This is a genomic window from Pseudomonas sp. CFBP 8758 (genome assembly GCF_014841725.1).
In the GTDB taxonomy this organism is placed as follows: Bacteria; Pseudomonadota; Gammaproteobacteria; order Pseudomonadales; family Pseudomonadaceae; genus Aquipseudomonas; species Aquipseudomonas baltica.
The window spans coordinates 79,161-101,295 of the sequence record NZ_JACYUK010000003.1 but is presented as its reverse complement, the minus strand read 5'-3'; the positions used below and the strand labels follow the sequence as shown (position 1 = coordinate 101,295).

General features: G+C 63.8%; 18 protein-coding genes and 1 tRNA gene. 6 read left to right on the top strand and 13 right to left on the bottom strand.

Annotation, left to right across the window (positions count from 1 at the left end):
* Positions 1-229: 229 nt before the first annotated feature.
* Positions 230-304 (bottom strand) — tRNA-Gln (locus IFT75_RS07330).
* 271 nt (positions 305-575) lie between these two features.
* Here IFT75_RS07330 and yghU point away from each other — a divergent pair.
* Complete coding sequence (gene yghU / locus IFT75_RS07325) at positions 576-1,415, top strand: glutathione-dependent disulfide-bond oxidoreductase (RefSeq protein ID WP_192054029.1); 840 nt, start codon at positions 576-578, stop codon at positions 1,413-1,415.
* Positions 1,416-1,618: 203 nt separating this feature from the next.
* On the opposite strand, the gene IFT75_RS07320 is transcribed toward yghU, so the two are convergent.
* From IFT75_RS07320 to IFT75_RS07310, 3 genes are all read right to left on the bottom strand, one after another.
* A complete protein-coding gene (locus tag IFT75_RS07320; RefSeq protein WP_192054028.1) occupies positions 1,619-1,828 on the bottom strand; it encodes a DUF2945 domain-containing protein in 210 nt (69 codons plus the stop codon).
* A 79-nt stretch (positions 1,829-1,907) separates the two neighbouring features.
* A complete protein-coding gene (locus IFT75_RS07315) occupies positions 1,908-3,041 on the bottom strand; it encodes a metallophosphoesterase (protein WP_192054027.1) in 1,134 nt (377 codons plus the stop codon).
* 181 nt (positions 3,042-3,222) lie between these two features.
* Positions 3,223-4,128, bottom strand: a complete 906-nt coding sequence (locus IFT75_RS07310) for a LysR substrate-binding domain-containing protein (RefSeq protein ID WP_192054026.1) — start codon at positions 4,126-4,128, stop codon at positions 3,223-3,225.
* A 202-nt stretch (positions 4,129-4,330) separates the two neighbouring features.
* On the opposite strand from IFT75_RS07310, the gene ydiJ reads away from it, so the two are divergent.
* The 3 genes from ydiJ (at position 4,331) to IFT75_RS07295 (ending at position 9,437) form a co-directional block, all read left to right on the top strand.
* Complete coding sequence (gene ydiJ / locus IFT75_RS07305; RefSeq protein WP_192054025.1) at positions 4,331-7,360, top strand: D-2-hydroxyglutarate dehydrogenase YdiJ; 3,030 nt, start codon at positions 4,331-4,333, stop codon at positions 7,358-7,360.
* A gap of 95 nt (positions 7,361-7,455) precedes the next feature.
* A complete protein-coding gene (locus IFT75_RS07300; protein WP_192054024.1) occupies positions 7,456-8,271 on the top strand; it encodes an alpha/beta fold hydrolase in 816 nt (271 codons plus the stop codon).
* Positions 8,268-9,437 (top strand): PAS domain-containing sensor histidine kinase, encoded by a 1,170-nt coding sequence (locus IFT75_RS07295; RefSeq protein ID WP_192054023.1) that lies wholly within the window; start codon positions 8,268-8,270, stop codon positions 9,435-9,437. The genes IFT75_RS07300 and IFT75_RS07295 overlap by 4 nt, the downstream gene beginning before the upstream one ends.
* A gap of 16 nt (positions 9,438-9,453) precedes the next feature.
* Here IFT75_RS07295 and IFT75_RS07290 read toward each other — a convergent pair whose 3' ends face one another.
* The 7 genes from IFT75_RS07290 to IFT75_RS07260 all read right to left on the bottom strand — a co-directional run bounded on the left by IFT75_RS07290 (position 9,454) and on the right by IFT75_RS07260 (position 17,337).
* The gene (locus tag IFT75_RS07290; RefSeq protein WP_192054021.1) at positions 9,454-10,581 is read right to left on the bottom strand and encodes a catalase family protein; all 1,128 of its coding nucleotides are present in this window, start codon (positions 10,579-10,581) and stop codon (positions 9,454-9,456) included.
* Positions 10,582-10,629: 48 nt separating this feature from the next.
* Positions 10,630-11,727, bottom strand: a complete 1,098-nt coding sequence (locus IFT75_RS07285) for an alpha/beta hydrolase (protein ID WP_244652261.1) — start codon at positions 11,725-11,727, stop codon at positions 10,630-10,632.
* A gap of 388 nt (positions 11,728-12,115) precedes the next feature.
* Positions 12,116-13,360: a saccharopine dehydrogenase family protein gene (locus IFT75_RS07280; protein WP_122797405.1), complete on the bottom strand. Its 1,245-nt coding sequence runs from the start codon at positions 13,358-13,360 to the stop codon at positions 12,116-12,118.
* Between the two features lie 27 nt (positions 13,361-13,387).
* Positions 13,388-14,485 carry a carboxynorspermidine decarboxylase gene (locus tag IFT75_RS07275; RefSeq protein ID WP_122479703.1) on the bottom strand — a complete coding sequence of 366 codons (1,098 nt, stop codon included), beginning with the start codon at positions 14,483-14,485 and terminating at the stop codon, positions 13,388-13,390.
* A gap of 118 nt (positions 14,486-14,603) precedes the next feature.
* A complete protein-coding gene (locus tag IFT75_RS07270; RefSeq protein WP_122479034.1) occupies positions 14,604-15,476 on the bottom strand; it encodes a rhomboid family intramembrane serine protease in 873 nt (290 codons plus the stop codon).
* Positions 15,476-16,444 (bottom strand): metallophosphoesterase, encoded by a 969-nt coding sequence (locus IFT75_RS07265; RefSeq protein ID WP_122479036.1) that lies wholly within the window; start codon positions 16,442-16,444, stop codon positions 15,476-15,478. The genes IFT75_RS07270 and IFT75_RS07265 overlap by 1 nt, the downstream gene beginning before the upstream one ends.
* Entirely contained in the window at positions 16,444-17,337 is an 894-nt protein-coding gene (locus IFT75_RS07260; RefSeq protein ID WP_122479037.1) for an NAD(+) kinase, read from the bottom strand. Before IFT75_RS07260 ends, IFT75_RS07265 begins: the two co-directional genes overlap by 1 nt.
* A 167-nt stretch (positions 17,338-17,504) precedes the next feature.
* Between IFT75_RS07260 and IFT75_RS07255 the strand changes: the two genes are divergently transcribed.
* Positions 17,505-18,452, top strand: a complete 948-nt coding sequence (locus IFT75_RS07255) for a DUF1853 family protein (protein ID WP_192054019.1) — start codon at positions 17,505-17,507, stop codon at positions 18,450-18,452.
* A gap of 71 nt (positions 18,453-18,523) precedes the next feature.
* A complete protein-coding gene (locus tag IFT75_RS07250) occupies positions 18,524-19,072 on the top strand; it encodes a cytochrome b (protein ID WP_122479040.1) in 549 nt (182 codons plus the stop codon).
* A 4-nt stretch (positions 19,073-19,076) separates the two neighbouring features.
* Here the strand turns inward: IFT75_RS07250 and IFT75_RS07245 are convergent, their stop codons facing one another.
* The gene (locus IFT75_RS07245; RefSeq protein WP_192054017.1) at positions 19,077-19,967 is read right to left on the bottom strand and encodes a 1-aminocyclopropane-1-carboxylate deaminase/D-cysteine desulfhydrase; all 891 of its coding nucleotides are present in this window, start codon (positions 19,965-19,967) and stop codon (positions 19,077-19,079) included.
* A 62-nt stretch (positions 19,968-20,029) separates the two neighbouring features.
* Complete coding sequence (locus IFT75_RS07240) at positions 20,030-22,066, bottom strand: NADPH-dependent 2,4-dienoyl-CoA reductase (protein WP_192054016.1); 2,037 nt, start codon at positions 22,064-22,066, stop codon at positions 20,030-20,032.
* Positions 22,067-22,135: the final 69 nt, after the last annotated feature.

The window sequence follows — 22,135 nt, the reverse complement described above, 5'->3', positions numbered from 1 at the left end:
CCCTATCAAGGTGATATCAATGGTTGCATCGCTATGCCTTATAGGCAGTGGCCTGACCGCACAGTTCCAGACGCGAGAGATGCCAGAAGGCCAAGGTAGCGACCACAGGCGTTTCGCCAGGCAATGTTCGAGGTCCCGTCAATAGAAGCGATCGCAACGGGATCGATGCACAGTATATTGTGGGTAGAGAGAGGATGGGACGAGAATGCTGGTTCAAGTGACCGGTTAATGGCAGGGGCGGCTGGATTCGAACCAACGCATGGCAGGATCAAAACCTGCTGCCTTACCGCTTGGCGACGCCCCTGTATCCGGTGCAAGAAGTGCCAATTGCTGGCCTCTGCATGAACGAGCGGGAATTTATCAGGTTTCTTTTCCACAGGAAACCCCATGCGCAACAAATATTCTTGAAAAACAGCTGGTTGCTACTCGACGGTACTGCAACGGGTCCCGAACGGTACGGGGATGAACTGTACCGGCCCGGGCCAAGTCCTATCTTCACCACATACTTCCCACGCCAGGCACGGGTGTTCAAGCACCGTGAAGGCACATCTCAAGCCCATCAGGAGGCGCACTGCATGAGCCCTACCCCCTACGTTCCGCCCAAGGTCTGGAAAAACGACGCAGACTCCGGCGGCCAGTTCTCCAAGACCAATCGCCCCACTGCCGGGGCCACCCACGAACAGCCATTGCCGGTCGGCAAGCACCCGCTGCAGCTGTATTCACTGGCGACGCCCAATGGTGTGAAGGTCAGCATCATGCTCGAGGAGCTGTTGGAACTGGGCCACGCCGAGGCTGAATACGATGCCTGGCCGATTCGCATCGGCGATGGCGATCAGTTCTCCAGTGGTTTCGTGGAAATCAATCCGAACTCGAAAATTCCCGCGCTGCTGGACCGCAGCGCAGGCGCAAGCGTGCGGGTGTTCGAGTCGGGATCCATCCTGCTGTATCTGGCGCAGAAATTTGGCGAGTTCCTGCCGGCGGACCCCGTCGCCCGTACCGAAGCGATGAACTGGCTGTTCTGGCAGATGGGCGCGGCGCCTTACCTGGGCGGCGGCTTCGGGCACTTCTACGCCTACGCGCCGGAGAAGCTGGAATACCCGATCAACCGCTTCACCATGGAAGCCAAGCGCCAGCTCGATGTGCTGGACAAGCAATTGGCCCAGACCCGTTATGTGGCCGGTGCCGACTACACCATTGCCGACATCGCCATCTGGCCCTGGTACGGGCAACTGGTGCGCGGCAATCTGTATGACGCGGCGCAGTTTCTGTCGGTCGAGGAGTACCCTCACTTACAGCGCTGGGCCGAGGACATCGCACAACGCGCTGCCGTGCAGCGCGGCCAGCGGGTCAACCGCACCTGGGGCGATGAAGCGACCCAATTGCCGGAACGGCATAGCGCTGCGGATTTCAAATAACCCCGGGCTTGCCCCTGGGCATGCATCCCCCTGCGGCTTGCGCGCTCCCTGTAGCAGCGGCGCAAGCCGCGTCATGCCTCGCCAGTGACCTGTAGGAGCGGTCAGCGGCCGCGAAAAGGGCCCCGCGCACTGCCTGATCCACCGCGCTGTCCGGTTCGCGGTCACAGACCGCTCCTACAGATCGCCGACAGCCCTGCGCCGCATCACGCCTTGTGCAGGGCATCGGCGTGGTGGAGCGCCGAATGCCCGGTCTTGTCGCTCTTCACCTCGTACTGCGGTTCGTCCCTGGACGCCGGGCGGTGCTTGCCCATGAACTCCACATCCTTGACGTGGACCTTGGTCACCTTGCCGTGGATCTCGCCCGCTTCGGAATTCCAGCGCACCGCATCGCCTACCTTGAATGCATTGCTCATCTGCTCGCCCCTGTTGTGATTGAACACGCGTCAGACAAGTGAGTACGGCCTGCGCCGTTGATTCCAATCAGCTGCCGTTTCATTGGCCGGACGGTACCGCACGCAAGGTGAACTCGGTGATCTCGGACGGTACGCCCAGGCGGATCGGAAAGCCGTTCCACAACCCGCTGCCGTTGCTGACATACAACTGCAGGCCGGCGCGCCGATACAAACCCGAGACGAAGCCTTCGTTGGCCCTGGCCACTACCTGGTCGAAGCCGCGAATCATCCCGCCGTGGGTGTGCCCGGAAAGCTGCAGGTCGACCCCGGCAGCGATCGCCTCATCGATCCCCGCAGGTCGGTGGTTGAGCAAGACGATCGGCGCCCCGGCCGGTGCGCCGCGCAGGGCCAGCTCCAGGTCCGGCGCACTGCCGCCGTACTGCGTGGCGACCTTGTCGGTGATACCGGCGATGACCAATTGCCCACGCGCGTCGCCTACCACTTCATGCTGGTTGATCAGGCTGTGCATGCCGGCTTCGCGGAACTTGGCCATCCACCCTTCGTTGCCAAAGTAGTATTCGTGGTTGCCGGGAATGGCGATCACGCCGTTGCGGGCACGCAGTTGCGCCAACGGCCGCACATCCGTGGCACGCGCCTGCAGGGTCCCGTCGATGAGGTCGCCGGTGATCACCACTAGGTCCGGCTTGAGCGCGTTGCTGCGCTTGACCACTTCCTCCACCCAAGGCTCGGGAAACAGCACGCTGATGTGCAGGTCGGACAACTGCACCAGCCTGAAGCCGTCCATCGACGCGGCAAGCCCGGGAATCTGCAGTTCTAGCTGACGCACTTCGGGCACGCGGGTGGCCTGGGCAACGCCGAAACCCGAGATGGCGACCGCCAGGGCCGCGACGCCGCAGCGCCACTTGGTCAGGGCTTCGCGCGACGGGCGATGGCGCCGTAGCAGACGGGTCAACAGCATGCCGAGGTCCAGCACCAGCACGAACACGAACAACAGGGCAAACGCAGTGAAGGCCCATCCGGCGCCATAGGCCACCGCGTACGGCACTTCGGGCGAGTACATCGTCCCGGTGAAGGCGAGGATCAACATGTGGTACTTGGACGCGGCCAGCAGTGCCAGGCCGATCAGCACGCGCCAGCCGGTGGCCAGGGGCAGCGGGTAGACGAAGCGCAGCGCAACATACAGGAAGGCGACAGTCGCATAGATATGAAACACAGGGATTCCTCATGGTCAGTGGCACTCTGACAGCTGGCCGCTTCGATGGTTGGTCGGCGAAGTTGCTACAGAACATGTAGGAGCGGTCTGTGGCCGCGAAATGAGCGCCGCGGTACGGCAGATAATACGCAGGGCGCCCTTCGCGGCCGATGACCGCTCCCACAGGGGATCGGGTACCCAATCAACTGTCCGGAAATGGAATGGACAACAACCACTCGCGGAAGGCTACCAGCGACGGCAGCTGCTGGTTGTGCGTCGGGTACGCCAGGTAGTAGCCGCGCCCGCTTTCCATGGGTTCGAACAAGGTCACCAACTCACCCTGGGCGATCTCGTCCTGCACCAGGATGCGCGGCACCAGCCCGATCCCGATGCCGGCGATGACGGCCTGAATCAGATGCGCGGTGTGCTCGAAGCTCGGCCCCAGACGCATGCTCGGCGACCCTGCCAGCCCGACGCTGGCGAACCAGTCCGACCAGGCGTGGGGGCGCGACACTACACCCAGCAACAGCTGCCGAGCGGCGTCCTGCACCGACACGTGCGCATGCCCAGGCAGGGCCCTGGGGCTGGCCACCACAACCAGCTTCTCTGAAAGCAGCCGGTGCGCCATATAACCCGGCCACTGCCCCGAACCCGCGCAGATGATCGCGCTCATGTCCTGCGCGCCTTCGGACAGGTCCCCACGCACGATTCTCGAATGGATATGCACCAGGCTGCCGGGATGGCGAGCGTAGAAATCGCCCATCCGCGGCATCAGCCATTTGGAAGCGAAGGTCGGCAGCACCGCCAGGTGCAGGGTATCGGCCTCGGCACGGTGCGAAATGGTCTGCAGGGTAGCGCCACGAATGCGCGCCAGCGCTCCGGCCAGTTCGTGCTGATACAGCGCGCCCGCCGCCGTCAGCTCGATGTGCCTGCCGTCACGCCTGAACAGCGTCACTTCCAGCAGCGCTTCGAGCGCCTGCACCTGTCGGCTCACTGCACTCTGGGTCAGGGCCAACTCGGCCGCCGCCCGAGTGAAACTGCCGTGGCGGCCGGCCGCTTCGAACGCCAGCAACAACGACATGGAGGGCGTGAGCCGTCTGGGATTCATTCATTGAACTCATGCAAAAACCGAAGGATATACGTTTGCCAGCTCGTCGTGCATTCGCGAAAATACGTCCACACCCCTGTGTTGCAAGCAACCTGCAGCATGGGCAGGCCTGTCTCTGCAGAGCGACCGCGGTAAGCAGTGCCCACTGCCAGCCCGCATATTTCGAATGCAGACCCTTCAAACCAGCCGGATACCGCCTGCCATGATCGCCGAACTGTCCCGCCAGAAAGCCCCTCTTGCGCCCTACCAGGCACTGCTGCGCCAGCTCGAAGGTGCGGGCTTCCAGGGCGAGATCGTCGACGACTACGCCACCCGCACGGTCCTGGCCACCGATAACTCGATCTATCAGCGCCTGCCCCAGGCGGCGGTGTTCCCCCGGCATGAGGCCGATGTGCAACTGCTCGCGCACCTGGCCAGCCAGCCGGAACATCGCGGCGTTGTGCTGACCCCGCGCGGCGGCGGTACTGGCACCAACGGCCAGTCGCTGACCGATGGGCTGGTGGTGGATCTCTCCCGGCACATGAACCAGGTGCTGGAGATCAACGTCGAGCAGCGCTGGGTGCGGGTGCAGAGCGGCGTGGTCAAGGACCAGCTCAATGCGGCCCTGAAACCCCACGGCCTGTTCTTCGCACCGGAGCTGTCGACCTCGAATCGCGCGACCATTGGCGGCATGATCAACACCGACGCCAGCGGCCAGGGCAGCTGCACCTACGGCAAGACCCGTGACCACGTGCTGGAACTGACCACCCTGTTGCTGGGTGGCGAGCGCCTGCACAGCCATACCCTCGATGCCGCGCAATTGCAGGCCAATCGGGATGGCGACGGGCGGATCGCCGAAGTCTACCGCTGCGCATCGACCATCGCCGACGAGCAGGCCGAGTTGATCGACACGGTGTTTCCCAAGCTCAACCGCTGCCTCACCGGCTACGACCTGGCCCACCTGCGCGAGGCCGACGGGCGTTTCAACCTGAACAGCGTGCTGTGCGGTTCGGAGGGCTCGCTGGGCTTCATCGTCGAGGCCAAATTGAACGTGCTGCCGATCCCCAAGCATTCGATCCTGGTGAACGTGCGCTACGCCGGCTTCATGGACGCGCTGAACGATGCCAACGCACTGATGGCACACCAGCCGCTGTCGATCGAAACCGTCGACTCCAAAGTCCTCTTGCTGGCGATGAACGACATCGTCTGGCATGGCGTGGCCGAATACTTCCCCACCGACGTGCAGGCGCCGACCCTGGGCATCAACCTGGTGGAATTCAGCGGCGACGACCTGGACGTGGTCGAGCAGCGTGTCGAGCAGTTCATCGCCCACCTGCAACAGGACGCCACGGTACGGCGCCTGGGGCACACCCTGGCGGTCGGCGCGCTGGCGGTGGGTCGCGTGTATGCCATGCGCAAGCGAGCGGTCGGCCTGCTCGGCAATGTCCAGGGCGAGGCCCGGCCGCAGCCGTTCGTCGAGGACACCGCGGTCCCGCCGCACAACCTGGCGGCCTACATCGGCGAATTTCGCGCGTTGCTAGACAGTCACGGCCTGCAATACGGCATGTTCGGCCATGTCGATGCCGGGGTGCTGCACGTGCGGCCGATCCTGGACATGAAGGATCCGCGCCAGGCGGCCCTGATCCGGCCCATTTCCGATCAGGTCGCGGCCCTCACGCAGCGCCACGGCGGCTTGCTCTGGGGCGAGCACGGCAAAGGCCTGCGCTCGCAATACGTGCCCGAGTATTTCGGCGAGCTGTACCCTGCCCTGCAGGCGCTCAAGGCCGCCTTTGACCCGTTCAACCAGCTCAACCCCGGCAAGATCGCCACGCCGGCCAGCGTCGCCAGTGCGCGCCTGACCCAGGTCGACGAGGTGACCCTGCGCGGCGAGCTGGATCGCCGCATCGACGAACGCGTCTGGCGCAGCTACGACAGTGCGTTGCACTGCAACGGCAACGGTGCCTGCTACAACTTCGATCCGAACGACGCCATGTGCCCGTCATGGAAAGCCACACGCAACCGCATTCATTCGCCCAAGGGACGTGCCTCGCTGATCCGCGAATGGCTGCGCCTGCAGGGCCTGCACGGCGCCAACGTATTGCACACCGCCAGCGGCAGCCTGTTCGAACGTGCCCGCAACAGCCTGGCTCGGCGAATGGGCCGCGAAGACTTTTCCCATGAGGTCTACGACGCCATGGCCGGTTGCCTGGCTTGCAAGTCGTGCGCAGGACAGTGCCCGGTCAAGGTCAACGTGCCGGAATTCCGCTCGCGCTTTCTGCAGCTCTACCATGGCCGCTACCTACGGCCGCTGAAGGACTACCTGATAGGTTCGCTGGAATTCAGCATTCCGTATTTGGCACGCTTTCCAAGGGCCTACAACGCGGTCATGTCGTTCTCGCCGGTGCGTCATGCGCTGCAACACGTGGCCGGCATGGTCGACAGCCCTTTGCTCAGCCTGGTCGATTTCCAGGCTCACTGCCGGGACTGGAACGTACGCCCGGCGAGCGCCGAGCAGCTCGCCCGGCTGACCACCGAGCAGCGTCAGCGCAGCGTGGTCCTGGTGCAGGATGCCTTCACCCGTTACTTCGACACGCCGGTCATGGCCGACTGGCTCGAACTGATCGCGCGGCTGGGTTTCGATATCTACCTGGCGCCCTTCGCGGCCAACGGCAAGCCGCTGCAGGTGCAGGGTTTTCTCGGTGCTTTCGACAAGGCCGCGCGGCACAACGCGCAATCACTGCGCCAATTGCAGGCCAGCGGTGTCGCCCTGGTCGGCCTGGACCCGGCCATGACCCTGGTCTATCGCCAGGAGTACGCCAAGACCCTGGGCCAGGACCACGCCCCTACCGTACTGCTGCCCCAGGAGTGGCTCGCCCAGGTGCTGCCACAGACCGACCGGCCCGGCACCGCTGGGGTCTACCAGCTGTTGCCGCACTGCACCGAAAAGACCAACGAGCCCGGCAGCATCACCCATTGGCAACAGGTGTTCAGCCGTCTGGGCGCGACCCTGCAGGTGCTGGCAAGTGGCTGTTGCGGCATGTCCGGGACCTATGGCCACGAAGCGCGCAATGTCGCCACCTCCAAGGTCATCTACGGGCAGTCCTGGCAGCCGTTGCTGGCCCGTTATCATGACGCTGGAAATCTGCTTGCCGACGGTTACTCCTGCCGCAGCCAGGTCAAGCGCGAAGACGGCCACACGGTCCGTCACCCGCTGCAGGCACTGCTCGAACACGTGAGAAAAAACACCGTTTGAAAACGCTGGCGAGCCTGACGCTGGTGGCTATGCTCCGGTAGACTAGCGGCCCGATTGGCCCCGCATGCTCGCTTGCGCAAACAGGAATTTCACGGATGTCGGTTCAGGCTCGCAACAATGTGGTGATCAAGGGCAAAGGCCCGCTGACACTGGTGTTTGCCCATGGTTTTGGCTGTGACCAGAACATGTGGCGATTGGTCGAGCCGACCTTTGCCGAGCACTACCGGACCGTGTTGTTCGACATGGTCGGCTGCGGCAATTCGGACGTGAGCGCCTACGACATCGACAAGTACTCGACACTGGCGGGCTACGCCGACGACATCGTCGAGATCATCCAGGAGTTCGGCGAGGGCCCGGTGGTGTTCATCGGTCACTCGGTCGGCGCGATGGCCGGCGCCATGGCCGCCAAGCGCAGCCCCGGACTGATCGGCGCCCATGCCATGGTCGGCCCATCGCCCTGCTACATTAACGATGCGGACTACCCCGGCGGCTTCAGCCGCGACGACATCGACGCCCTGCTCGCCACCCTTGAAAGCAACTACCTGGGCTGGTCCAGCGCCATGGCGCCGAGCATCATGGGCAATCCCGAACATCCGGAACTGGGCGTCGAGCTGACCAACAGTTTCTGCCAGACCGACCCGGACATCGCCAAGCGTTTTGCCCGCGTCACCTTCCTCACCGATAGCCGTGCGGACGTGCGCGAGCTGCGCGAGCCGGTGCTGGTGATCCAGTCTTCGGACGACATCATTGCGCCCAAGGCCGTTGGCCAATACCTGACCGAAGCTATCACCGACTGCCGCATGGTGGTCATCGAGAACGAGGGCCACTGCCCGCACCTGAGCCAGCCCGCAGCCTGCATCGGCGCCATCCAGACGTTCCTGACCCAGACTTGCGGCCGCCTGCCGGCATGACGGCCGAGCCCGCGGGCATCCCGGATGCCGAGGCGCTGTATCAGCAAGCTCCGTGCGCCCTGCTGCTGACCGACAACAAGGGCTTGATTCTCAAGGTCAACCAGACCTTCTGCCACTGGCTGGGCTACACCCGCGAACAACTGGTCGGGGTGCGCAAGCTGCAGGAGCTGCTGACCGTTGGCGGCCGCATCTTCTATCAAACGCACTGGATGCCGTTGCTGGTGATGCAGCGCTCGATTGCCGAGGTCAAGCTGGACTTCCTGACGGCCGACGGCAAGGTCACGCCGATGGTACTCAACGCCAGTCGCCGCGATCACAACGGCGGTGTGTTCGACGAGATATCGGCGTTCATCGTCGCCGACCGAATCCGTTTCGAACAGGAACTGCTGCAGGCCAAGCGTCAGGCCGAAGACGCGCTGCAGCGGCATGTGGTGCTCGAACACGAACTCAATCGGCAACGTGAACTGGCCGTCGACCGCGCCCTGTTCGCCGAGCAGATGATCGGCATCGTCAGCCACGACTTGCGCAACCCGCTGCAAGTGGTATCCATGGCTGCGCAGTATCTGCGTTCGCTGGACATGACCGAGCGCCAGAGCACCATGCTTGGCCATATAAGCGATGCGACTGCTCGGTCGCAGCGCCTGATCAACGATCTTCTCGACTTCACCCAGGCTCGCATCGGCCAGGGTCTGGCCGTCAGCCGTGCGCCGGTGCAGCTGGACCGTGCCATTGCCGCCGCCGTGGATTCACTGCGCCTGCTCTACCCGCAACGGACGATCGTCTTCAGCGCCAGCGACGAAGCGCTGTTCTGCCAGGCCGATGCAGACCGTCTGGCACAGCTGCTGGGCAATCTGGTGTCCAATGCCATGACCTATGGCGATGGCACCACTCCGATCGAGGTGCGAGTCGCGGCAGCCCAGGGCGCGGTCGAAATCACCGTGCACAATCAGGGCAAAGCGATCGACGAAGCGCAGTTGAGCTCGATCTTCTCGCCCATGACGCGGGGCTCCGAAGCGGGTCGCGAAGTCCGTAGCGTGGGCCTTGGCCTGTTCATCGTCAGCGAGATCGCCAAGGCCCACGGCGGCATAGTCGAGGTGGTTTCCAGCGCCGAGGCCGGCACTACCTTCACCACCCGGTTTCCCGCCTACGCGTCAGCCGGCCATTGACCAAAGGCCGAGGGGTTCAGCGCGGCTCGTGAATGGGGCAGCCGTTGTGCTGGGCGCGAAAGCCTGCGGACATTTCATAGGTCGGCTTGCGCACGCGCATGACGCCACCCAGAGGACGGTGCGCGGCCAGCCCGTGCCACGGGCTGAATGACATCTGCTCGTTGATGGTCTGAATAGCCTCTTCGCTCCAGGCCGCCTGCGCCGGCACCTCGATACGCGCCACGGTGACGTAGGGGCTCAGCTCTTCGGACCAGACTTTCGAAGCGTCCTCGATCGGCATTTCGTCGAGATCGGTGGCCAGTTGGATACGCACTTCCCACGTACCCCCATGGCTTGCAAAATAATGGCTGACCGCTTCACGCAGGCCGTCCGGTTTATCGTCCAGGTCGACGGCTTGATCCGTCAACTCGGTCAGCGACGGTGCCACCGGCACTACCGCCAGCTTGGCGTAATGCTCGCCATATAGGAACGGCACCACACTGTAGAAGGTTTCACCGAGCACATGGGTCAGCGGATGCCCACCCATGCTCTTCAGCGTGCCGCTCTCGCCGCCCATGGTTTCGATCACCGACTCCACACCGCGCAGAAGCGCCGAAAAGGCTTTCTTCAGGCCCGGCCCTTTGTCGGTGGTCTTGGCCAGCAGCTTGAGATTCTTCAGGAAAGCTTTGGGCGTGGCTGCCGTGAACGCCTTGGCGTTCTGCATGACGAAATCCTGGGTGACGTCCCCCTCGCTGCCCGGCAAACGAGCACCCTGTACCCCGACGATCTTCAAGCCAAGGCCCCGTGGGGTCGAAACCTTGTCGTCCAGCAGATCACCGGGATTGGTGGAAAAACGCATTACCACAGGCAACCTTCCAGGGGTGGCAAAAGCCCCCTGCGCCAACGGCGCAGGAAGGCCATCGAGTACCGTGATGTGCCCGCGTACCAACCCATGAGCCTTGGCATGCACGCCACGCAACGCGTGGCCGCCATCTTCGAACGTGGTGTCCAGAATGCTGCGCATCACTTCCGTCAGTTCTCGGCTGGTATCTTCCTCGTCGTCGGGCACCTGCTCGAATGAGGGCTGAAATACCAGCGGAGTGACGGTCAGTCGATTGTCGGGCAATTGACTGTCTGGATATTGAGTGTCTGAAGAATGGCTCATGTGCACACCTCGGCTCGGTTCAGGTCTTTATCACGGTGGATGTTCTTGTTATTTGGCCAGGTCGGATTTCAGACGCTCACCGGCATAGGCCTGCGCTTCTTCGGCTTTTTTCACCACGGCTGCGGTGCCGAAGAATTCGTGGGTCACGCCTGGATAGACCTTGCGCTCGACGCTGACACCTGCAGTACGCAGCGCCTGTTCCAGCTGGGCACCATCGTCACGCAGTGGGTCGATTTCGGCGTTGATCACGGTCACCGGTGGCAGGCCCTTGAGGTCGGCATGCACCAGGTCGATACGTGGATCCTTCACGTCGGCTGGACCCTTGGTCACGTTGTCGATGAACCACAGCATCATCGGGCGGTTGAGCGGCATGGCGTCGGCGTATTTGCGATAGGACTCGGTTTCGGTGTTGGACTGAGCGACCGGATAGACCGACAGCACGTGCTTGGGCGCGGTCAACCCGGCCTTGTGTGCGGCCACAGCGGTTGCCACGGCGAGGTTGCCGCCAGCGCTTTCACCGGCCAGCGCCAGGCGCTTCGCGTCACCGTTGACGGAGGCGGCGTTCTTGCTCAACCAGCGATAGGCAGCCAGTGCATCTTCATGAGCTGCAGGAAACTTGTTTTCGGGCGCGCGGCGGTAGTCCACGGAGACGACCACAGCATTGGCTTGCTTGGAGATCCCACGAGCGCCGCCGTCATACACCTTGCGATCGGCAAATACCCAACCACCGCCGTGGAAATACAGGACCACCGGGAACGGGCCGGTGCCTTCAGGCGTGTAGACGGTTGCTGGCAACGAGCCTGCGGCGCCGGGCACGGTGATGTCGCGGGTGGTAACGCCGGGGACCAGTGCAGTCGGAGTGCTGTCGCGTTTCTCATCGGCGAGCACGCCTTTCACGGCGTCGGCGATGGTAGGTTGCTGCCGTGCCTCGACTGCCGTGATCTTCTCCACGGCCTTGGCATCGAAGCTGGCGAATTTGTTCAGAACGGTCTGCATGTCCGAATCGGTACGGAACATGCTCTTGGTGCCGCTCACGGCGAGTTCGGAAACCGAGCGTTTTTCTGGATCGCGAGCGCAACCGCTCAACGCCATTGCCACGCCGGCGGCGCACAGCGCCACCATCCATTTACGGTCAGTCTTGATCATTGTCATTGCCTCGCACGAGAGTGGGAACGTTACGAAATATCAGGCCGCTGATAGCAACGTGATGTTCCAAAATTCCCGACTCGCGCCAGACGAACGGTTAATCCACTAAATACCGCGACCCCAGTTGCTGCTCTCGGGAATCACTCTGCACACCGTCCCGTAGGAGCGGCCAGTGGCCGCGAACCAGACACCGCAGTGCACCAGACAACCCGCAGCTTCCTGTAGGAGCGGTCATCGGCCGCGAACCAGACACCGCGGTACACCAGACAGTCCCCAGCTTTCTGTGGGAGCGGTCTGTGGCCGCGAAGCAGGCGCCGCGGTCCACCAGACAATCCGCGGGGCCCTCTTCGCGGCCACAGCCCGCTCCTACAACAGCATTTACAGCGGATTACGCACTGGCATCCCAAGCACGGTCGCCGGAGGCGTCCTTGATGCGCGTCGGCAGGCCCATGGCGTCGAGCGCCCTGAGGAACGGCTCGGCCGGCAGCTCTTCGACGTTGGCCATGCGCTGCACGTCCCATTCGCCGCGGGCAACCAGCAAGGCTGCAGCCACGGGCGGCACACCCGCGGTGTAGGAAATACCCTGGCTGTCGGTTTCGGCGTAGGCGTCTTCGTGATCCGCCACGTTGTAGATGAACATTTCGTGCGGCTGGCCGTTGCGAGTGCCTTTGACCAGATCGCCGATGCAGGTCTTGCCGGTATAGCCCGGTGCCAGCGACGACGGATCCGGCAGGACTGCCTTGACCACCTTGAGCGGCACCACCTGCAGGCCTTCGGCAGTCGTCACCGGCTGCTCGGACAGCAGACCGAGATTCTTCAGCACCGTGAACACATTGATGTAATGCTCACCGAAGCTCATCCAGAAGCGCACGTTGGGCACATCGAGATTCTTCGACAACGAATGCACTTCGTCATGCCCGGTCAGGTAAAGGTTCTGCGAACCCACTACCGGCAGGTCATCGGTGCGTTTGACTTCGAACATGGTGTTGCTGGTCCACTGGCTGTTCTGCCAGCTCCAGACCTGCCCGGTGAACTCGCGGAAATTGATTTCCGGATCGAAATTGGTGGCGAAATACTTGCCGTGGGAGCCAGCATTGACGTCGAGGATATCGATCGAATCGATCCGATCGAAATGCTGTTGCTGCGCCAGCGCGGCATAGGCATTGACCACGCCTGGATCGAAGCCCACACCCAGAATGGCCGTCACGTTTTTCTGCTGGCACTCTTCCAGGTGTTTCCACTCGTAGTTGCCATACCAGGGCGGCGTTTCACAGACCTTGCCCGGTTCTTCGTGGATGGCGGTGTCCAGGTAGGCCACGCCGGTGTCGATGCAGGCACGCAGTACCGACATGTTCAGAAAGGCGGAACCGACGTTGATGACGATCTGCGATTCGGTTTCCACGATCAGCGCCTTGGTCGCCTCGACATCCAGCGCATCGAGCGCGAAAGCCTTGATGTCGGCGGGCTGCTTGAGGCTGCCCTTGGCCTTGACGCTGTCGATGATGGCCTGGCATTTGGAGATGTTGCGCGACGCGATGGCAATACGACCAAGTTCATCGTTGTGCTGCGCGCACTTGTGGGCCACCACCTTGGCAACACCTCCTGCACCAATGATAAGAACGTTCTTCTTCAATTTATTCACTTCTCCTCGGCTGTCCGCTCACGAAAGGCTGGACAGGTAGTCTTCGAAACCAAACTCACGAACCACCTCGACTGTACCGTCGAGTTGTTTCACTACGATGGACGGCATCTTCAAGCCGTTGAACCAGTTCTTCTTGACCATGGTGTAGCCCGCCGCGTCGACGAACGACAGGCGATCACCGATGGCCAGAGGGCGCTCGAACGGGTATTCGCCGAAAATGTCCCCGGCCAGACAGGATTTTCCGCACACCATGTAGGTGTGTTCGCCGCTGCTGGGCGCAAGCTTCGCATTGAGCCGGTAGATCAGCAGGTCGAGCATGTGCGCTTCGATCGAGCTGTCGACCACGGCCAGGTGCTTGCCGTTATAGAGGGTGTCGAGCACGGTGACTTCCAGCGAGGCACTGTTGGTGATCGCCGCCTCGCCAGGCTCCAGGTACACCTGCACGCCGTACTTCTGCGAAAAGGCCTTGAGCCGGGCGCAGAACTCGTCCAGAGCATAGCCTTCGCCGGTGAAATGAATGCCGCCACCGAGGCTGACCCATTCGACCTTGTGCAGCAGGTGACCGAAGCGCTCTTCGATGGTCCCCAGCATCTGGTCGAACAGGGCGAAATCACCGTTCTCGCAGTTGTTGTGGAACATGAAGCCGGAGATCTGCTCGATCACCGTCTCGACCTTGGCTGGGTCCCATTCGCCCAGACGGCTGAACGGACGCGCCGGGTCGGCCAACAGGTAGTCGGAGCTGCTCACCTGCGGGTTGACCCGCAGACCGCGGGTCTTGCCTTGGGACGCCTGGGCGAAACGCTGCAGTTGGCCGATCGAGTTGAAGATGATCTTGTCGCAGTTGGCGAGCATCTCCTCGATCTCGTCGTCGGCCCAGGCCACGCTGTAGGCGTGGGTTTCGCCGGCGAACTTCTGCCGACCCAGCTTGAGCTCGTACAGCGACGACGACGTGGTGCCGTCCATGTACTGCTCCATCAGGTCGAACACCGACCAGGTGGCGAAGCACTTGAGCGCCAGCAACGCCTTGGCCCCGGAGTGTTCACGCACGTAGGCGATCTTCTCCAGGTTGCCCAAGAGCTTCTGTTTGTCGATGAGGTAATACGGCGTATTGATCATTTCGAGGCCCCAGGCATGGCCAGCCAAAAAAAGGACCCGCATTGTGCCCGCAGTTACCCCGGACCGAAAGAGCAGCCGACCAATTTCCAACCACCCCCACCGCCGAGGCGGCTTGCGTTCAGCGAATCTTGCGGCGGGCCAGAAAGCCGCCGACCAGGCCGGTCGCGCAGCCGATCAGCAGGCCACCGACGTGCGCGCCATTGGCGATTTCGCCGAAGCCCAGCACGCTGACCAGCCCGCTCATGCACAGCGCCAGCCACACCAGCATCATCACCAGCACGCCGCGCGGCAGGCGGTAGATCGGGTTGGGCGCCAGCCACTGGTACAGCCAGCAGTGCCCCAGCAAGCCATACAGCACGCCCGACAGACCGCCGAACAGACTGGGCCCGCTGACCAGGTACTGGACCACGTTGGAGACCAGGCTGAACGACAGGGTCAGGCCGATCAGGTTGATGCGCCCCTGCAGCGCCTCGATGCGTCGCCCAAGCTCCCAGTACCACAAGGCGTTCATCGCCAGATGCAACAAGCCGAAATGAATCAGCATGGGGCTGAACAGCCGCCACCATTGGCCGCTGGCCAAGGTATCGGCCAAGGGCGTGAAATAGATGTATTCACCGTTGACCTGAAAATCAAGAAAGGTCAGCCAGCGCAGGTTGCCCAGGTTCTCGCCCAGAAGTGTCAACCCCGCCACCACCAGACAGGCCAGCAGCACCAGGGCGGTGGCGGGGCTGGACTTGAGCTGCTGGGCAAACCCCGGACCGCGCACCGGCGCATGCCGCGCCATCAATTCAGGATCGACCTCGGCATTGCCCTCAGGGTAGCGCTGGTACAGCTCGCGAACATCCTGGGCCAGACGCTCGTCGGGTACCCACAACACTTGACTGCCCTGCTCCTCGCTGACGCGATGAGGCACCTTCAGACGCCTCAACAGGCCCACGAAGCCACTCAGATCGGTGTTCAGCGGCAGACGCATTACAGCAATTGCACTCATCAAAACGCCTCCGGGCGCTCGACCTCGACCCACGCGAACTTGCGCGGATCGATGCGGGTTTCCTGATCCAGGCGGTACGCCACCAATTTGCCGTACAACACCGCGCTGTAGTCCAGGCAGGCCAGGTTCGGGCGTATCGCCGCCGGTCGCCCGCTGCGCCAGTAGTGACCGACGAACAGCAATGGCTCGTCGACCCCATAACGCAGCAGAGCGCTTTTCTGTTCAGGACTCAACGGCGCGCAGGCTACATCGTCAGGCAGTGCATCGGGCTGGAATACCACGTCGCCGTAGGTTTGCGGGTCGTCTTCCCAGAACTTGGTGCGAAAGAACGCACGGCTCAGGCCATCGGCGCCCGTCAGCGTCAGGCCGTCGGGCAGGCGCATGTCGGTGCCGCGCAACAACCGATCGAAGACCTGGCAGGCAAAGCTGCCCTTGACCGCCGATGCCTGGAGAAAATGGGCGTCGATGCAGCCATCCGGGTGCTGGCGGCGCAAAGGTTCGATCAGGCCGGCATCCCAGCACGCGTGCACCAGGCGAAAGCGCTCGGCATCGAGGAACAGCGGCAACTCGTAGAACCAGCCGAGGAAATCGTGCCAGTCGCCGGGGTGGTGGGCGAACTGGTCCAGCGTCGCCTGGAGCAGACGCTCGTGCCGCGGCACGTGCTCGCGCACGTACTGCTTGCCGCTGCCGGGTAATGCCGGGGTGCTCCAGCCCAATGCATTGAACTCGTGATTGCCCATGATGCAGCGCGCCTGATCGGCCTCGACCATGTCGTGGACAATGTGCAGCGACTCGCGGATACGCGGTCCGCGGTCGATGATGTCGCCCAGGAACAGCGCCTGGCGCGAGGCATGCCGCCACACGCCACCGTGTTTCTGATAGCCCAGCCGGTCGAGCAGATGTTCGAGGGTATGCGCGCATCCGTGCACATCGCCGATCAGGTCATAACTTCGCGCCGGGTCAAGCATCAATCGCCTCCGGTATTGCCGAGCCGGCTGCCCCAGCCGAGTTTGGTCCGGCACACTTCGTAGTAGTTGTGGTCCAGAGGGTGGATCAGGCGCAGTTTCTGCGATTTCTTGCGCACCGTGACGGTGTCGCCCGGAGCGCAAGTGAAATGGTTCTGGCCATCGCATGAAACCTGCGGGTAGATCTGCATGTTCTTTGAGACAACGATTTTCATCTCGCTGTTGCCGTCGACGACGATCGGCCGACCCGAAAGGGTGTGCGGGTACATGGGCACGATCACGATGGCATCGAGCTTGGGATGCATGATCGGCCCGCCCGCCGACAGCGCGTAGGCGGTGGAGCCGGTCGGCGTGGCCAGGATCAGGCCGTCGGCCTTCTGGCTGCAGACGAACTGGCCGTCGATGTAGATCTCGAACTCGATCATGCGGGTCGACTTGCCGGGGTGCAGTACCACATCGTTTAGCGCGTCGCCCTGGCCAATGGCCTCGCCATGGCGGCGAACCTCGGCCTCGAGCAGAAAACGGTTTTCGACCAGGTAGTGACCATCGAGCACCTCGGCCACCTTGACCTCGAGCTCGTCGGGGCGGATGTCGGTAAGAAACCCCAGGCTACCGCGGTTGATCCCCAGCACCGGCGTGTTGTGTCGCGCCAGTGCCCGCGCTGCGCCCAGCAGGCTGCCGTCGCCGCCGACCACGATGACCAGGTCGCAGACCTCGCCCAGCATCTTGCGCGATGACGTCTGCAGGTTGTGCCCCGGCAGCACTTCGGCGATCGTGTCCTCGAGAATGACATGCATGTGCCTGTCCAGCAGGAAGCGCTTGAGGCGGCGAATGGTATCGAGCACCTGCGAGCTGCCGAGGCGGCCAATGATACCGATGTTGCGAAATTGCTCCATGAGGCTCCTGCTCGGGTCTGGTCTGGCTATCGGGATGCGCCAGGCACATTCCACAACGCTGTCGCGCAACCGCCGGTTGCGGACACAAATACGGATCTGGATTATGGAGTAAAGCCGTTGCCGCACAAAACCCTTTCCACCACCGCGCCATTGACCGGGACCGTCCCATGAATCCATTCGCTGCCCTTGCCGACTTTCCGCGCCGCCTGCGCCAGCCCCAGGTGCGCGACCTGGCGTGGGTCATCCTCGCCCCACCCCTGCTGCACACGGCGCCCTGGCAGCAACGTCATCCACTGGCAGGCAGCACCTGGGCCGAACAGCCCGAGCACCTGCAGGCGTGGCTGAACGGTCTGGACGACGCCAGCCAACCGCTGCTCGACTGGCTGGCGCAGGCCCCTACCCGGCGCCTGGGCCTCTACTACGAACGCCTCTGGCAGTTCGCCCTGCAGCAGGCTCCCGGTATCGAGCCGCTGGCGGCCAACCTGCCGATCCGTCGTGACAAGCACACCCTGGGCGAGCTCGACATGGTGATCCGCGACCGCGACGGGGTGCATCATCTGGAACTGGCGATCAAGCTCTACCTGGGCCCGGTGGCCGCCGACGGTCGCGATGTTTTCCAGTGGCTGGGTCCCAACAGCCAGGATCGGCTGGGTCGCAAGCTGACCCACCTGACCGAGCACCAGTTGCCCATCTCCACCTCCAGCGAGGGTCGCGAGGCCATGCTGGCCCTGGGCATCGAGCAGTTCGACGCGCACCTGTGGCTCGGCGGCTATCTGTTCTATCCCTGGCCCGGTCAGGCCCAGTCACCCGAGCACGCCCACCCGGATCATCTGCGCGGCAGCTGGGTGCATCAGCGCGACTGGCCCATTTTCGTCGAGCAACGCCCGGAGGGTCGCTGGCAGCCGTTGCCGCGCGATGCCTGGCTGGCGCCGGCACGCCTCGCCGCCGCCGACGCCTGGGCACCCGATCAGCTCAAGGCCTGGATGCAGCAACTGGACCCGCTCGCCGCGGCGCAGATGCTCGTGCGCCTGACCCGCGACGACCACGGCGACTGGCAGGAAGCCGAACGGGTTTTCCTGGTCGCCGATGCCTGGCCGGCCCTGCCGGGCGTGTGAATCGCAGGCGCGGCTAAAGATGTCCATGGCCGGCCCGATACCCTGTGCATGACCGCCCGAGTAGTCACCCGATGAACTGGAGAAACACCCACGCCCGCTATGGCAGCCTGTCTATCGCCCTGCACTGGTCGATGCTTGTCCTGTTGGCCGCCACCTATGCCTGCATCGAGCTGCGTGGCCAGTTTGTCAGAGGCAGTGGCGCACGCGCGCTGATCGTGCAGTTCCACTTCATGCTGGGCCTGAGCGTGGGGCTGCTGGTCTGGCTGCGTCTGCTGGTGCGCAGCCTGGGTGTCACGCCGCGCATCGTGCCGCCGCTGCCGGTGTGGCAGACGCGTCTGGCGAGCCTGATGCACGCCGCACTCTACGCACTGATGATCGGCCTGCCGTTGCTGGGCTGGCTGATCCTCAGCGCACAGAACAGGTCCGTATCGTTCTGGGGCATCGAACTGCCCCACCTGATCGCCGAAGACCGCGACCTCGGCGGACGCTTGCAGGAATGGCACATGAGCATTGCCGGCTGGGGCTATTGGTTGATCGGCCTGCACGGCGTGCTGGGCCTGGCCCACCATTACCTGCGCCATGACAACACCCTGCGACGCATGCTGCCGCACCGCGACTGACCGTTCAGGTGGCGGCGCGCCATCCCTGCAAGCCACCGGTGTGCACGAACACCAGACGACAACCCGGCCGCAGCGAGCCTGCCACACAGGCATCGCGCAAGGCCCACAGCGCCTTGGCCGTGTACACCGGTTCCAATGGAATGCCCGACTCGGCTTCACAGGCGTGCATGAACGCGAGCAGTTCGCTGTCCATCCTGGCAAAGCCGCCACGACTGGCGTCGATCAAGCTATGGCCCCTCTCGCCACACAGTGCATTGACCTGCTCGCTCACGCCATGCTTCGGCCCTACCGCCACCGACCCGTACACCCAGCGGCGGCCGGCTTCGGCGAGGACCAGGCCAGCCAATGTCGTACCGGTACCCACGGCCAGCCACCATCCATCGAAATTATCCCACCCCATGTCTGCGAGCTGCGCCTGCACCTGCGAGGGCAGGTCGGCGCAGCCCTTGGCGCCCAGCAGCCCACCGCCGCCCTCGGGTACCGGCCGCAGATCGGGGTAGCGTGCCTGCCAGGGGGCCCAGAAGTCGTCCCGGTGGCGCTGACGATAGCCCTCGTAACCCAGCCAGTGCAGCTCCATGCCCCATTGCTGCAAGTCGCTCACGGTCGGCGTGGCCTGAGCATGGCCGCGCAGCAGCCCGACCGTGCGCAGGCCCAGGCGCTTGCCGGCGGCAGCCAGGGCATGCAGGTGATTGGAATGGGCCCCGCCCAGGCTGATGATGCCGCTGCAGCCACTGGCCTGGGCGGCCAGCAGGTGATGCTGCAACTTGAATGCCTTGTTGCCGCTGATGAGCGGGTCGACGAGGTCCAGGCGCAGCACGGCAGCCTCTATGCCGGCCGCGCCGAGCCAGGAAAGTCGCAAGGGTTGCAGCGGTGCACGCGGTAGATCGAGAAGCATGGATGCCTGGCCAGCCAAAGGAAACGAAGAAGGCCGCGTCGGGTCCGGCGCGGCAGCCGATTCTACAGCACCGCCGCCAGGCGCGAGCCTTGATCGATGGCCCGTTTGGCGTCGAGTTCGGCGGCCACGTCGGCGCCGCCGATAAGGTGCACGTGCTGCCCGGCTTCGCGCAGCCCCTGCTCCAGCTCGCGCAACGGATCCTGCCCTGCGCAGATCACTACGTTGTCCACTGGCAGCACCCGTGGCTCGCCCCCGGCGACCCGAACGTGCAGGCCGTCGTCGTCGATCTTCAGGTACTCGACGCTGTTGACCATGCGCACGCCCTTGTTCTTCAGACCGGCGCGATGGATCCAGCCAGTGGTCTTGCCCAGGCCGTCGCCCACCTTGCCGGCCTTGCGCTGCAGCAGATACACCTCGCGCGCCGGTGCATGGGTCTGCGCCGCAACCCCGGCCACGCCACCGCGGGCCTGCAGCGTCAGGTCGATACCCCATTCCTGCCAGAAGGCCTCGCGATCGAGGCTGGTGAAAGGCCCCTGATGCACCAGAAACTCGCTGACGTCGAAGCCGATGCCACCGGCGCCGATCACCGCCACACGCGGGCCCACGGGCCGCCTTTCGAGCAGCACGTCGAGGTAGCCGAGCACCATGGGGTGGTCGATGCCCGGGATGTCGGGCAGCCGCGGGGCAATCCCGGTGGCCAGCACGATCTCGTCGAAGCCCCCCTTGACCAGCGCAGCGACATCGACCCGCGCACCCAGGCGCACGTCGACGCCGAGGCGGGTCAGCCGACGATCGAAATACCGCAGGGTTTCGTTGAATTCTTCCTTGCCGGGAATGCGCTTGGCCACGTTGAACTGACCGCCGATTTCATCACGGGAATCGAACAGGGTCACCGCATGTCCGCGCTCGGCCGCCACGGTCGCTGCGGCCAGCCCTGCCGGCCCGGCGCCGACCACGGCGATCCGGCGCACCCGAGTCACGGGCAGGTAATTGAGTTCGGTCTCATGGCAGGCGCGTGGGTTGACCAGGCAACTGGTCAACTTGCCGGCGAAGGTGTGGTCCAGGCAGGCCTGATTGCAGGCAATGCAGGTGTTGATCTCGTCGCCGCGGCTGGCCGCAGCCTTGTTGATGAATTCGGGGTCGGCCAGAAACGGCCGGGCCATCGAAACCATATCCGCGTCGCCCTCGGCGAGAATGCGCTCGGCCACCTCCGGGGTGTTGATGCGATTGGTGGTGATCAGCGGCAGTCGCACCGCCGTGCGCAGCTTGGCGGTGACCTTGCTGAACGCCGCACGTGGCACCTTGGTGGCGATGGTCGGAATGCGCGCTTCGTGCCAGCCGATGCCAGTGTTGATCAGGGTGGCCCCGGCAGCCTCGACGGCCTGCGCCAGTTCGACCACTTCCTCCCAGATGCTGCCGCCTTCGATCAGGTCGAGCATCGACAGGCGAAAGATGATGATGAACTCGCGCCCGACCGCCTGCCGCACCTGCCCGACGATCTCCACCGCCAGGCGCATGCGATTGGCATAGCTGCCGCCCCAGCGATCGCTGCGCTGGTTGCTGTGAGCCGCCAGGAACTGGTTGATGAAGTAGCCTTCCGACCCCATGATTTCAACGCCGTCGTAGCCGGCCGACTGGGCCAGCCGGGCACAGCCGACGAAATCGGCGATCTGTTTCCGAATGCCCTGCTCGTCCAGCTCCAGCGGCTTGAACGGATTGATCGGCGCCTGGATGGCGCTGGGTGCCACCAGCTTGGGACTGTAGGCATAGCGCCCGGCATGCAGTATCTGCAGGCAGATCTTGCCGCCCGCCGCGTGCACGGCCTGGGTGACGATTTCATGCCGCTGGGCTTCCTCGGGCGTGCTCAGCTTCGCCGCCCCGGCATACACCCCGCCCTCTTCGTTCGGGGCGATGCCGCCGGTGACGATGAGGCCGACCCCACCCCGCGCACGCTCGGCGAAATACGCCGCCATGCGCTCGAAGCCACCGGGCTTTTCCTCGAGGCCCGTGTGCATGGAGCCCATCAAGCTTCGGTTGCGCAGGGTGGTGAAGCCCAGGTCCAGCGGTGCCAGCAGATGAGGATAGGAAGCAGCGGCCATGGGAACTCCACAGGCGGATCACGGAAAAGTGCCAAGCCTCTTGCGGCGGGCTCGGTCACAGGCAGGGTC